The organism is Algicella marina (genome assembly GCF_009931615.1).
Taxonomy (GTDB): Bacteria; Pseudomonadota; Alphaproteobacteria; order Rhodobacterales; family Rhodobacteraceae; genus Algicella; species Algicella marina.
Genome location: NZ_CP046620.1, coordinates 1763945 through 1776864, shown reverse-complemented (window position 1 = coordinate 1776864; position 12920 = coordinate 1763945). Strand labels below are relative to the sequence as shown.

The 12920-nt window shown below is 62.0% G+C and carries 12 protein-coding genes and 1 tRNA gene; 8 read left to right on the top strand and 5 right to left on the bottom strand.

The window, feature by feature from the left end:
- Positions 1-71 precede the first annotated feature (71 nt).
- From GO499_RS08830 to GO499_RS08800, 7 genes are all read left to right on the top strand, one after another.
- Positions 72-1433 (top strand): glutamine synthetase family protein, encoded by a 1362-nt coding sequence (locus GO499_RS08830; protein ID WP_161861861.1) that lies wholly within the window; start codon positions 72-74, stop codon positions 1431-1433.
- Positions 1430-1636, top strand: a complete 207-nt coding sequence (locus GO499_RS08825; protein WP_161861860.1) for a hypothetical protein — start codon at positions 1430-1432, stop codon at positions 1634-1636. Before GO499_RS08830 ends, GO499_RS08825 begins: the two co-directional genes overlap by 4 nt.
- Entirely contained in the window at positions 1636-3012 is a 1377-nt protein-coding gene (locus tag GO499_RS08820) for an aldehyde dehydrogenase family protein (protein WP_161861859.1), read from the top strand. The genes GO499_RS08825 and GO499_RS08820 overlap by 1 nt, the downstream gene beginning before the upstream one ends.
- A gap of 4 nt (positions 3013-3016) precedes the next feature.
- On the top strand, positions 3017-4162 hold the full coding sequence (locus GO499_RS08815) for an iron-containing alcohol dehydrogenase (RefSeq protein ID WP_161861858.1): 1146 nt from the start codon (positions 3017-3019) through the stop codon (positions 4160-4162).
- 195 nt (positions 4163-4357) lie between these two features.
- The gene (locus GO499_RS08810) at positions 4358-5014 is read left to right on the top strand and encodes a hypothetical protein (RefSeq protein ID WP_161861857.1); all 657 of its coding nucleotides are present in this window, start codon (positions 4358-4360) and stop codon (positions 5012-5014) included.
- 165 nt (positions 5015-5179) lie between these two features.
- Positions 5180-7135 carry a TonB-dependent receptor domain-containing protein gene (locus GO499_RS08805; protein WP_161861856.1) on the top strand — a complete coding sequence of 652 codons (1956 nt, stop codon included), beginning with the start codon at positions 5180-5182 and terminating at the stop codon, positions 7133-7135.
- Between the two features lie 340 nt (positions 7136-7475).
- A tRNA-Gly gene (locus tag GO499_RS08800) sits at positions 7476-7549 on the top strand.
- 63 nt (positions 7550-7612) lie between these two features.
- Here the strand turns inward: GO499_RS08800 and GO499_RS08795 are convergent.
- Genes GO499_RS08795 through GO499_RS08780 form a run of 4 tightly spaced genes read right to left on the bottom strand, consistent with a single transcriptional unit; the run spans position 7613 to position 10069 of the window.
- Positions 7613-8089: a DUF6505 family protein gene (locus GO499_RS08795; protein ID WP_161863887.1), complete on the bottom strand. Its 477-nt coding sequence runs from the start codon at positions 8087-8089 to the stop codon at positions 7613-7615.
- Positions 8086-8805, bottom strand: a complete 720-nt coding sequence (locus GO499_RS08790) for a biotin/lipoate--protein ligase family protein (protein WP_161861855.1) — start codon at positions 8803-8805, stop codon at positions 8086-8088. Before GO499_RS08790 ends, GO499_RS08795 begins: the two co-directional genes overlap by 4 nt.
- On the bottom strand, positions 8802-9875 hold the full coding sequence (gene apbC / locus GO499_RS08785; RefSeq protein WP_161861854.1) for an iron-sulfur cluster carrier protein ApbC: 1074 nt from the start codon (positions 9873-9875) through the stop codon (positions 8802-8804). The genes GO499_RS08790 and apbC overlap by 4 nt, the downstream gene beginning before the upstream one ends.
- A complete protein-coding gene (locus GO499_RS08780) occupies positions 9872-10069 on the bottom strand; it encodes a DUF6494 family protein (RefSeq protein ID WP_161861853.1) in 198 nt (65 codons plus the stop codon). The genes apbC and GO499_RS08780 overlap by 4 nt, the downstream gene beginning before the upstream one ends.
- A 152-nt stretch (positions 10070-10221) precedes the next feature.
- On the opposite strand from GO499_RS08780, the gene GO499_RS08775 reads away from it, so the two are divergent.
- The gene (locus GO499_RS08775; RefSeq protein ID WP_161861852.1) at positions 10222-10947 is read left to right on the top strand and encodes a c-type cytochrome; all 726 of its coding nucleotides are present in this window, start codon (positions 10222-10224) and stop codon (positions 10945-10947) included.
- Between the two features lie 3 nt (positions 10948-10950).
- On the opposite strand, the gene GO499_RS08770 is transcribed toward GO499_RS08775, so the two are convergent.
- On the bottom strand, positions 10951-12915 hold the full coding sequence (locus GO499_RS08770) for a 4Fe-4S binding protein (protein ID WP_161861851.1): 1965 nt from the start codon (positions 12913-12915) through the stop codon (positions 10951-10953).
- Positions 12916-12920 lie beyond the last annotated feature (5 nt).

Below are 12920 nucleotides of genomic sequence, written 5' to 3'. Positions count from 1 at the left end.
CAGCCGCGTCTGCACACCGGTCGGGCTCCGCAGGGGCCCGGCCGAACCATCTGCCCTGAAGGAGAATTGCCATGCTTGGAAAACTGACGCTCGACGAACTGGCCAGGGAATTCGAGGCAGGCACCATCGACACCGTGCTGGCCTGTATCGTCGACATGCAGGGCAGACTGATGGGCAAGCGCCTGCATGCCCGCTATTTCCTCGACAGCGGCCACGCCGAAACCCACTGCTGCAATTATCTCCTCGCCACCGATCTCGAAATGCACACGGTGGAGGGCTACCGCTCCACCAGCTGGCAGGCGGGCTACGGCGATTACACCATGCGCCCCGACCTCACGACCCTGCGCCGCGCCGCATGGCTGGAGGGCACGGCTCTCGTCCTCTGCGACATTCTTGATCACCATGGCCACGCCCCCGTGCCCCACAGCCCCCGGCAAATGCTGAAATCGCAGGTGGAGCGGGCGCAGGCGATGGGCTTCGATGTAGTTGCCGCCACCGAGCTTGAATTCTTCATTTTCGAGCAGAGCTATGACCAGATCCGCAAGGGCGGCTTCCGGGATCTGGCACCGATCTCCGCCTACAATGAGGATTACCACATCCTTCAGACCACCAAGGAAGAAGGCGTGATGCGCCGCCTTCGCAACGATCTCTACGCCTCCGGCATCCCGGTCGAAGGCTCCAAGGGCGAGGCCGAGGCGGGGCAGGAGGAACTCAACATCAAATACGGCCCGGCCCTCGACTGTGCCGAGAGCCACACCATCGCCAAGCACGCCGCCAAGGAAATCGGCTGGCAGCAGGGCCATGCCGTCAGCTTCCTGCCGAAATGGGCACCGGACCGCGTCGGCTCCGCCTCGCACGTCCACCTCTCGCTCTGGCAAGACGGCGCTCCCGCCTTCCACGACGCCGAAGCCGAGCACACGATGTCGCCCACCCTCCGCGCCTTCCTCGGCGGCCTCCTGAGCTATCTCTCCGACTACACCGTGCTGCTGGCACCGTACGTCAACAGCTACAAGCGTTTTCAGGTCGGCAGCTTCGCCCCCACGCGCAAGGTCTGGTCGGTCGACAACCGGACGGCCGCCTATCGTCTCTGTGGCGACGGCTCGAAGGCCGTGCGCATCGAATGCCGCCTGCCAGGTGCCGACATGAACCCCTATCTCGCGATCACCGGAATGCTGGCAGCAGGGCTGAAGGGCATCGAGGAGAAGCTCGACTGCGGTAAACCCGCGACGGGCGACAGCTATCAGGGCGATGCCGACCACATTCCCCTCACGCTCCATGCCGCCGCTGCCGCCTTCCGGGCATCCCGGGTGATGAAGGATGCACTCGGCGAGGCCGTGGTCGAACACTACGCCCGCGCCGCGGAATGGGAGCAGGAGGCCTTCGACGCCGCCGTCACGGACTGGGAGATCGCCCGAGGCTTCGAGCGGGCATGATCCGCGGCGTCACCCCGATGCTGCCGCTCGCCGACATCAACGCAGCCGTTACCTTCCTGACCCACCGTCTCGGCTTCCAACTCCGTACCCGTCAGCCCGGCCACTTGACGCCACCCGCGGAAACCCCGCATGGAATGCGGGAGTTCAACGTCATTCACGGCCCGGTGCAATTCACACTCGGCCAATCTTCAAGGGAAACCTGATGACCGCCACCGCCACGCTCACCTCCCCCATCGACGGCTCCGTCTACCTCGAGCGGCCGTACCTCAGCCAGCCCGACGCCATCGCCGCCGCCCGCGCAGCGAAGGCCGCCCAGCCCGCATGGGCCGCCCGCCCGATGCAGGAGCGCATAGACCTCGTTCTGAAAGCCGTGGAAATCATCGGCACCCAGACCGACCGCATGGCGCAGGAACTTGCCCACCAGATGGGGCGCCCAGTGCGCTACGGCGGCGAATTCGGCGGTTTCAACGAGCGTGCGCAATACATGGCCTCCATCGCCGAGGCCGAACTCGCGCCCATCGTCGTGGAAGACAGCGCAACCTTCCGCCGCCTCATCAAGAAGATCCCGCGCGGCACCGTCATGGTGATCGCGCCGTGGAACTACCCGTACATGACCGCGATCAACACCATCGCGCCCGCGCTCATCGCCGGCAACACCATCATCCTCAAACACGCCAACCAGACGCTGAAAGTCGGCGAACACCTCGCCGAGGCCTTCCACGCGGCGGGTGTTCCGGCGGACGTGTTCCAGAACCTCGTGCTCAGTCACGAGACCACCGCGCATCTTCTCTCCACCCGCGCCGTCGATTTCGTCAATTTCACCGGCTCCGTCGGCGGCGGCAAGGCCATCGAGCAGGCGGCGGCGGGCAGCTTCATCCCCGTCTCCACCGAACTCGGCGGCAAGGATCCGGCCTATGTCCGCGCCGATGCCAACCTCGATGCCGCCGTCGACACGCTGATCGACGGTGCCATGTTCAACTCCGGCCAGTGCTGCTGCGGGATCGAGCGGATCTACGTCCACGAAAGCCTTTATGACGCCTTCGTGGAAAAGGCCGTGGCGCTGGTGAAGGGCTACACCCTCGGCAACCCGCTGGACGAGGCCACCACCATCGGCCCGATGGCCAACATCCGCTTTGCCGAGGAGGTGCGCGCCCAGATCGCCGAGGCGATTGCCGATGGCGCCACCGCCCATATCGCGCCCATGCCCGCCGACGATGGCGGCATCTACCTCACGCCCCAGATCCTCACCGATGTCACCCACGACATGCGCGTGATGCGTGACGAAAGCTTCGGCCCCGTCGTCGGCATCATGAAGGTAGCGGGCGACGACGAGGCCATCGCCCTGATGAACGATTGCCAGTTCGGCCTCACCGCCGCCGTGTGGACAGCCGACGCGCAAGCCGCCGAAGACATCGGCGACCGGTTGGAGACCGGCACCGTTTTCCTCAATCGCTGCGATTACCTCGACCCGGCCTTGTGCTGGACGGGCTGCAAGGATACCGGCAACGGCGCGGGCCTCTCCGTGCTCGCCTACACCGCGCTCACGCGCCCCAAATCCTACCACCTCAAGAAAGCCTGATCCCATGACCCTCGTTGGAAACTGGTCCTATCCCACCGCCATCCGCTTCGGCGCGGGGCGCATCGCAGAGTTGGCCGAGACCTGCCGCGCCGCCGGCATCCAGCGCCCCATGCTGGTCACCGACAAGGGCCTCGCGAGCATGGAGATCACCACCCGCGCGCTCGACATTCTCGAAACGGCAGGCCTCGGCCGCGCCCTCTTCTCCGAGGTCGATCCGAACCCCAACGAGAAGAACGTCGAAGAGGGCCTGCGCGCCTACCGCAACGGCGGCTTCGATGGCGTCGTGGCCTTCGGCGGCGGCTCCGGCCTCGATCTCGGCAAGACCCTCGCCTTCATGGCCGGCCAGACCCGCCCCTTGTGGGATTTCGAGGATATCGGCGACTGGTGGACGCGGGCCGACCCCGCGGGCATCCACCCCATCGTCGCCGTGCCCACCACCGCCGGAACCGGCTCTGAGGTCGGGCGGGCAGGGGTCATCACCAATTCCGAGACTCACGAAAAGAAGATCATCTTCCACCCAAAAATGCTGCCCGCACAGGTGATCTGCGACCCCGAGCTTACGGTCGGCATGCCGAAATTCATCACCGCCGGCACCGGGCTCGACGCCTTCGCCCATTGCGTCGAAGCGTTCTCCAGCCCCCATTACCACCCGATGAGCCAGGGCATCGCGCTGGAAGGCATGCGCCTTGTGAAGGAATACCTCCCCCGCGCCTACACCGACGGCGCGGATATCGAGGCCCGCGCCAACATGATGAGCGCCGCGGCGATGGGCGCCACCGCCTTCCAGAAGGGCCTCGGCGCCATCCACGCTCTCAGCCACCCCATCGGCGCGCACTATCACACGCACCACGGCACAACGAATGCCGTCTGCATGCCCGCCGTCCTGCGCTTCAACCGCGCGGCGATCGAGGATCGCATGGGCCTCGCCGCCGCCTATCTCGGCATCGAAGGCGGGTATGAGGGCTTCTGTGATTTCGTAGATGCGTTCAACGCCAGCTTCGCCATCCCCAAATCGCTCACCGAACTCGGTATCGCCAACCCCGATCTTGCCACCCTCGCCGAAGCCGCGCTGCGCGATCCCAGCACCGGCGGCAACCCGGTGGCGATGACGCTGGAGAACACCTTGAAACTCCTTGAAGAGATCGCCTGATCCCGGCCGCCGGCATCACCCGTTTCGGCACCGGCGCAGCCTTCTGCGCCGGTACGCCATTGATCAAGCGAGCAGCGCCATAGCGCGGTTCATCCTCCTCACGCGCAATTCCCACTGTCTTCACCACGCTGGTTTCGACGCGGGCGGGGCAGGCTGTCACTGTTCATCTTTCCTGCCTGACACTTGGAGTTTGCCTTGAAACACGCTTTCCTCTTCACCGGTTTCGCCAACAAGATACTGGGCCAGCGGCCAGCCCGCCTCACCCGGTTCTTTGAGGAGCGTGGCTTCACAGTCGACAGTTTCTCCGGTGCCAAGGAAAGCATGTTCCTCCATGGCTGCGAAGAGTTTCCGGGTGTCGAAGCCTTTTCCGGCCATATCGCCGAACGCACTGCCGCTGCAGAGCACACAATGGCCATCGCCGTCTCCGGTGGCGGCTTCGGTGCGCTGGAGCATTGCACCCGCGCCGGCGTGAACTGCTTCCTCGGTTTCTCGATCTTCACCGCGATCGACCATGCCGCCCGCGCCGTCGATCACCGGGGCCGCGCCTATCTCGACACGCTCGACACCGTTATCAGCGAAGAGTCCGACCGCAACATGCGGCCCCGGCTCGCCAGTCGCAGCCATTCGACCAGCATCCACCTCTTCTACCCCGGTGAAAACCCGGCGGATCGCTATCAGGCAGAAAATCTCGAAGACCTGCCCGGCGTTACACTGCATCCGCAGGCCGGTTCCCGCAAACATGGCTTCGGTGATGTCGAGTTCTCGCTGCCGGAAACCATCAACCGCATCGCCGCCGCCGAGGGCATCGACACCGGCTATGTCGGCCGTGAGCCAAGCCCGAAAGTCGCCTGAGCCCTACGGCGAACCGCGGGCTGACGCGATCCGGCAACGCCCCGGGCCTTCCTGTCTGGGTTCTTCCGTTAGCGCTTGACCCTTCTTCGGGAAAATGCAGCCTGCGCACGCGGCAGCAAAGGTTCTCCTAGCCACCCATGTCATGAAATGTGGTGGGAGATTCACATGCGTACTCTGCTTTCCCTGTCGTCCGCGCTGGCCATTGCCAGTGCCCATGGCGCCCTTGCCCAGTCGGACGAATTCTATCCCCTCGGCACGATCCTGTTCACCTCCGGCAGCGGCAACGAGGTCGGTATCGACAGCGAAGATCTGGACAGGACGGATCCGGCCGACCTTCAGGATGTCTTCAAGAACGAACCGACGATTTCTGTCGGCAGTTCGCTGCCAGTCTCGCAGAAGATCTATGTTAACGGCGTCGAAGAAAACAATCTCGCCGTCACCGTCGACGGCGCCCGTCAGAACAACAAGATCTTCCACCATAACGCCACCACGCTGATCGACCCCGAATTGCTGAAACAGGTGCGCGTCGATCCCGGCGTCGCGCCGGCCGATGCCGGACCCGGCGCACTGGCGGGGGCCATCGCATTTGAGACCAAGGATGTGGATGATCTGCTGGAGGCGGGGCGCAGCTTTGGCGGCATCGTCTCCGGGGAATATCAGAGCAACGGTGACATCTTCACCAATTCCCTGTCGGTCTTCGGCAGGCAGGGCGCGTTCGAGGCATTGGGGTATCTCAAATACGCCGAGGGCGGCACCCGCGAGGACGGAAATGGCGACGAGATCATCGGCTCCGGCACCGGCCTGCTCAGTGGGCTTGCGAAATTCGCCTACCAGGGCGAGACCGGCCACCGCTTCGAACTTTCCTACGAAAGCGTCCACGACGATGAGGCCCGCCCTTACCGCGCCGACATCGGCCGTCTGGTCGGCGGCCGCCCGGTGCCCGACACCCGCACCTATGATCTCCGGCGCCAGAACCTTGTCTTTACCTACACCGACGAGGCGCCCACCGGCTGGTGGGATCCGAAATTCTCGCTCGCCTACAGCGTCACCGATCTGTTGTTGCCAGAAGCGGATCAGGAAAGCCGCGGCTCGACCGACAGCATCAGCGGCGTTTTCCAGAACCGCTTTCCCGTCGCTTACGGTTCGGTTACCGCAGGGGCCGACTTCTACGTGGAAACCGCCGAGACGGATTACCGCTACCTGCCGGATTCAAGCTTTGACGAGGCGGCCAGCGAAGAGGCTCGCAACGTTGGCATCTTTGCCCAGGCAAGGCTGGACGTGACCCAAAGCGCCCGCCTGTCCTTCGGCGGCCGTGTTGATTTTCAGGAGTTCGAGGGCACGGACGGGACGACCTACACCAATCAGGGCCTGTCCGGCAATATTTCCGGCGAGTACGACCTCACCGAAGCCATCACCGTTAGCGCCGGTGTATCCCGTGTCTGGGGCGGTGTCGTGCTTGCCGAAAACTTCATCATGAACCCGGCGTGGGTCTACCCCGGCGACAGCATCGAGCCGGTCAGCGCCGACAACCTCTTCCTTGCCGCCGACGCCTCCTTCGGCCGCTTCGATTTCCGGGGCAAGGTGTTTCGCACCAATATCAACGATGCCCGCGTGCCCAGCTACGGCGGCGGTCCAGATGCCACCTCCGACGTCGAGGCGCAGGGTTTTGAACTCGGCGCGACCTACAACTGGCAGAACGGCTTCTTCCGTGTGGGCTATGCCAACATCGACAGTGAAATCGACGGCACCCAGGCCGATTCCTACACCGGCCGCTACCTGACCACGCCCATCGGAGAACTCATCACTGTCGAGATCGCGCACAAGCTCTCCGACATGGACCTGATGGTTGGTGTAGATGCCCAGATCGCTCTGGAAAAGGAGGAGACCTACAATTTCGGCGATCCCACGGTGCCACTGCCGGCCTATGAGGTCGTCAACGCCTTCGTGGAGTACACGCCCCGTGCGGTGCCGAACTTCACCATCCGGGGTGAAATCAACAATATCTTCGACGAGGTCTACGCCGACCGGGCCACCTACGGGCAGGAGTTCCGCGACGATGGCCTCACCCCGCTCTATGAGCCTGGTCGCAACATCGCCATCCGCGGCACCTTCACCTTCTGAACTCCACCCTGTCCGGCGCCAACGCCGTCGGGCAGGGTCACGGCCCGCGCACATTTCCACGTCCGGAAACCGCGCCATCCCGCGGAGTGGGAACTCCGCCCGTCACGCTTCGATCCGCTGCGTTTGTAAGGGGGTAATCAAATTCATTACCTGACAGGTAATGCAGTCATTACCTGCCCGCCACACTGCCGGATCGGGCCCTGAAACTGCGATATCAGCCATACCAAACCCATACCGAAACCATACCAAACCCATATCGCAAAACCTGCGCCCGATGGGCCACGAATCCGCTGAACGGCGCTTGACGCTCCTGCGGCCTTGTCATAGGTAAAACCGGATCGCGGGTATGGTGAAATGGTATCATAAGAGCCTTCCAAGCTTAAGGTGCGGGTTCGATTCCCGCTACCCGCTCCAAGCCTTCCGGCGCAAACAATCAACGTTAGCAATGTGGCGTAAGATATTGGACTGTAATAATTTTCAGTCCAGTGTTCCGTGAACGGCGACGATGTCGATATCCGCTTCCGCCGGGCTGATCGCCCGGAAAGCCTCGCTCACCCCGGCCTCAGTCAAACTGCGCGAAACCGTCAGAAGCGTGTTCGGCGCATGGTCTTCCGCGAGCTCTGTCATGAAGGCAATTTCGCCCGCCGCAACCTCCCGCGCAACCTCCACCGAAGGCGCCCCATAGACCCGCACAAAGTGCTCCGACAACTTATTTTTCAGGCTATCCAGTTCATTTTGCTCGATTTTTGCGACAGCCACGAATGTCGATCTGCCAAAGCTGCCCAGCCCCAGCCAGCCATTCGCAAACGCCTGCCGCGCCTTGCCAACAAGATCCGCTTCGCCCCAGTTGGAGAATTCGAACCCACCCGGAATGGCCCATTCCCCCGGCTCCGCCGGCCGCGAAAACACGTTCTCATCGCTCTCGTCAAACCGGATCGTGCGGGCAAGTTTCAGCATTTTTCTTCCAGCATTCCTGTCAGCGGCAGCAACACCATATCGGAGTCGGACCGCAAGATCATACTGCCTTTTTCGTCCAGACCACTAAATCTGCCACGGTAGTCCTTTCCGGCAAGTCGAACCGTCACATCCTCGTTACGCTTCCACGCGCGGGAAAGCCACTCGCGATGGATCGGTCCCGCACCCTCCTCCTGCCACCTGTCCAGCCAGACAAGAAAGTGCCGCGACCAGCTTTCCAACAGCGATACCGGCGAGACTTCGGCGCAACCCTCGGCAAAAAGCACTGTCGTTTCAGGATCATACCCCTGATCCTCCGCCGCCCACAGCGGTACCATCAACCCGACGATCAACCAATCGGGAACCTCATCGGACGTCGTGGCCGACGCCGCTACCGACAATTCCCCGCACCGTCCGCCATTCACACGGAAACCTGCCGGCCACTCAAAATGTACCCCCACCTCCGGCGGTGCCAGTGCCCCGAGCGCATCACCAAAACCAATGCCGGCGAGCAGCAGTGCCGTCATGGCATCCTCCAACGGAACTTCCGGTGCCAGCAAGATCGCAGCACTCAGCGTATCCGTTTGGAATCTATAAAAAAGATGTCCGGCTTCCCCATCCTCAACAGCCGCCGCGCAAGCCGCTTCCATGGGCGAGGCGCTGTCACCGGCTGCGATGCCAGTGATAAGCGGGGGGAAGACCGGAGTTTCGCTCACGCCTTGCCGTCAGCGATCAGGCGGCGGGCAATCTCCCGATAGGTCTGGGCCTCACGGCTGTCCGGCTTGGATGTGACAATGGGCGCGCCGCCGTCGGCTGCCAGCCGGATATCGAGATGCAGCGGTATTTCTCCAAGCAGTTCAAGGCCCTGCTTCTCCGCTTCCGCCTTTGCGCCGCCGTGCCCAAAGATGTGTTCCTCGTGCCCGCAGTTGGTACATATGTGCGTTGACATGTTTTCGATCATGCCAATGACAGGAACGTTCATTTTTTTGAACATGTTCAGCGCCTTGCGGGCGTCTAGCAAAGCAATGTCCTGAGGAGTCGATACGACGATCGCCCCGGTCACTTCCGCCTTCTGCGCCAACGTCATCTGTACGTCACCGGTGCCCGGTGGCAGGTCCACAAGCAGCACGTCCAGTTGGCCCCACTGCACCTGGCCCAGCATCTGTTGCAGCGCGCCCATCAGCATCGGCCCGCGCCAGACCACCGCCTCGTCCTCCTTGGTCATCAGCCCAATCGACATCATCGTCACGCCGTGATTGCGCAACGGCAGGATCGTTTTGCCGTCCGGCGAAGCCGGCCGGCCCGATATACCCATCATCCGCGGCTGCGAGGGGCCGTAGACATCCGCATCCAATAATCCGACTCGGCGACCTTCGGCTGCCAGCGCGACCGCCAGATTGGCCGATACGGTAGATTTGCCGACACCACCTTTGCCAGACGCGATGGCTACAATTCTGTCTACACCCGGAACTTTCGCCGGTCCGGCGGACTGCGTCGGATGTCGGCCGATCTTCAGATCTGGTGGAGGCTTTGGTGCTGAATGGGCAGTCAGCAAAGCCGTGACTTTTTCAACGCCTTCCAACTTTTCAAGTGCTTCCACGGCCGCGGCGCGAACGGGTTCGAGCGCTGCGCCCTGCGATTGTTCTGCCACTTCCATGACGAAGCGGATAGAACCGTCCTCGATCGTCAGTGCCCGGACGAGATCGGCCGAAACCAGATCCTTTTTGGAAAACGGATCTTCAAATTTTCGAAGCTCGGCAAGAACGGTTTCCCGGCTGATACTCACGATTTCTTGTCCGGCCCGATTGTGCCATCAACCGTGTGGGTAAGACCAAGTTCCTCGATTGTCAGAACGACCTTCGCCTGAACCTCACCGTCCAGCCCACCAGCCGCGCGAACCGCCTCCTCTATCGCCTGTTGGGACGTCACACCCACCTGTTTTAAAAACTTGCGCAGCGACATGTTGATTTCTTGTTCCATGGTCCACCCGTATCCTGCTGTAATTCGGCCACCTTGATCGGTTGTGCCCTACCGCCTTATGTTGGCCAAAAGACCTCCGGTAGCAAGGCCTGCACCACACAAATTGGTGCAAACCGGTCCAGCCAGAACAACGGGGAGGAACGATGTATCGATTGATCGCGGCAGCGACACTGGCGTTGGGGCTGACGCATTCTGCTTTCGGCGACGGGCACGGCCTGACAATCTCGGCACCTGACGAGCTGGTGGCAACAGGAGTATTTGACTACATCCTTCCGCGATTTCGATTGAAGACCCAAATTCCGGTGGCAATTGCGGGTGATGGAGACATTTCAGTTGCCGAGAGGGCAAACGGTGGTGTGTTCGAATGGGACGGTCGATCCTGGGGCTTGCTGGGCACCGCCGAGACCGACAGTGCGGCCGTGTTCGCCGAGTGGCTGCGCTCGGAGGTTGGTCAGAACACGCTGACAGCATTTCAGCCAGATGGAACGCAAATTTTCTTCGCGCCTGAGATCGATGCAATTTCTGAGGATGAAGTGGTTTTCGAGGGCGATGAAATGGCCGGGGACCGTCTTGCCCACCAACACTGCGGCAGGTGTCACGTAGTAAGCGAGCGCAACCGCATGGGCGGAATCAGTTCCACGCCTTCCTTTGGTGCGATGAAAAACTTCTCCGACTGGGAGGGCAAGTTTGCCGGCTTTTTCACACTGAATCCGCATCCCTCCTTTACGCAGATAGAAGGTTTCACAGAGCCGTTTCCCGAGGGATTGCCGCCGGCAATCGCACCAATTCTCCTGACGGAGGAGGAGTACAACGCCATACTGGCGTATGTTTCCAGTATTCCAGTCAAGGATTTGGGCGGTGCTATAATCGCCAACTGAAGATCAGTTTTTTGTTGTCTTGTAATCGTCGGTCGTGCGGGGCAGGGGGCGCTGTGCCGAAGCGAAAGGCTGCGCATCTGCATGATACTGTGCCCGTATGCGGCAGTCGTCACACATCTGGATAAGGCGCATGTTGTCCGAGCCGGAGAACATGGGGTGCTTTCCAGCGAGTTGAGCAATGATCCTGTCTATTGTCGATTGCACGCCAAAAGGAGTTCCGCAGGAAATGCATTCCGCCGGTTCTTCCTCTTTCAGGACCGTCTGGCGCAGCGCGTCATCGGAGAGATCCATTTCCGGGCGCAGCGTAATGGCGTTCTCGGGGCAGACGTTGGTGCAAAGGCCGCACTGAATGCAGGCATCCTGCTGGAACATCAGGCGGGGATAATCGGGATCGTCAGACAAGGCCGCCGTCGGACACAGGCTGGCGCACGCCAGGCACAGGGTGCAGGCCTCTGTGTCTACGACCACAGCGCCGTACGGAGCGCCTTCGGGCAGGGGGATAGTCCCCCTTGATTCTCCATGGAGCGACTTGGCGGCCAGTCGCACGGTCTGACGTCGTCCGTCGATTGGCAGCACAATCTGCGAGACCGGGTTTGTGTCCACTCCTTGGCGATCGCGAACCATATGTTCCAGCTCATCTGGTGTACGAGGCTCGATCAGGCGGACAAGCAATCGTCCTGCTATTGCGTTTGCGAGCTCCAATTCGGGTTCAACACTGTCAACTTCCGTTTTCGGTCCGGCCATCAGATCAACCGACACGAAGCCGGCGGAAAGGGCGGCGAGTTGTTCAGCATGGCCGAAGATTGCCAGTGAGTTGACTTCCAGCGGTATCGTGTCGGCGGGGAGCCCCCTGCCGTAGCGGGCGGCGAGCGATATAGCCTCGGCTCCGAAAAGGGTTTCATGGACCAGCAGTCGCGGTGCTTTTCCACCGGCGGAGCGGAAGGCCCGGGCGAGGGTGCTTATCTGCCGGAAGATGTTGGAAACCGTCGGTGCCTCGTAACTGGCGGCACCGGTGGGACAAACGGAGGCGCAGGCGCCGCACCCGGCACAAATGTCGGAGTTAATGGCTACCGTTTCGCCCGCAGACGTGATTGCGCCCGTCGGGCAGACGGTCTGGCAACGGGAACAGGCAGGCTTGGAGGCGCGGGAATGTGCACATAGCGTGGGCTCGAATCGGATGTAGAGAGGCTTCTCAAAGGTGCCGACCATTTGGGCGGCTTCGAAAACGGCTTTCTCTATCGCGGGCTGGTCTGTAGGAGCGGCGCGAAGGTAGCCATCGCGCTTTTCCGCTGCCGGAAATAGCGAGGGTCGACCGGTGAGATCCAGAAGAATGTCACAGCTGGCTTTCGCTCCGTCCCGCGGACTCGTCATTGCCGGCGTGCCACGTCCGGAAGGAAGGACGGTGCTGAAGGCATCAAACGTGACATTGAACTTGGTGAAACTGCCTTCCGCGCGCCGCAGCTTGCCAGTAATGAGGTCATAGCCCGGGTCGGGTACCAACACCTCAGGTGCGCCGTCAGTGACTGCCACGGTAACAGCCAAATGTTCGGCCAGACGCTCCGCAGCGGCGACGGCGGTTTTTTCGGGCCCAAGAATGAGACAGGTTCCACCGGAGTGCAGATCGTAAGAAGGGGCGGCTGGTATATCAATCAGTGCTGCAGCGGCGAGAGCGGCCATCTTCGGGGTGGCGGCAGCCGTTTCGTCGGACCAGCCGGCGCTGTCGCGCAAGTCGAAGGTTCGGGGCGCCGACAAACCCAATTCGTCAGCAATCATGGCGAAGGTTTCGGCCATCTGACCGCAGGCGATCACGACATCTTGCTCTGCCGCTGCCTTTCGGAACTCAGGTGCTTCGCGCCCACAAAGGTTCGTGTACACCCGTCCGGTCGACAGGCCCGTTGCCTCGCCGAGGGCGTCCGCGTCGATTGCCTGCGAGCCTTCGCAAGTGCATAGCATGAGCCGTGGTGACATTATGG

Bases quoted from the DNA above. Each gene is read 5' to 3' on its own strand.
- GO499_RS08830 (WP_161861861.1), top strand. From the start codon at position 72: ATGCTTGGAAAACTGACGCTCGACGAACTGGCCAGGGAATTCGAGGCA.
- GO499_RS08825 (WP_161861860.1), top strand. From the start codon at position 1,430: ATGATCCGCGGCGTCACCCCGATGCTGCCGCTCGCCGACATCAACGCA.
- GO499_RS08820 (WP_161861859.1), top strand. From the start codon at position 1,636: ATGACCGCCACCGCCACGCTCACCTCCCCCATCGACGGCTCCGTCTAC.
- GO499_RS08815 (WP_161861858.1), top strand. From the start codon at position 3,017: ATGACCCTCGTTGGAAACTGGTCCTATCCCACCGCCATCCGCTTCGGC.
- GO499_RS08805 (WP_161861856.1), top strand. From the start codon at position 5,180: ATGCGTACTCTGCTTTCCCTGTCGTCCGCGCTGGCCATTGCCAGTGCC.
- GO499_RS08780 (WP_161861853.1), bottom strand. From the start codon at position 10,069: ATGGAACAAGAAATCAACATGTCGCTGCGCAAGTTTTTAAAACAGGTG.
- GO499_RS08770 (WP_161861851.1), bottom strand. From the start codon at position 12,915: ATGTCACCACGGCTCATGCTATGCACTTGCGAAGGCTCGCAGGCAATC.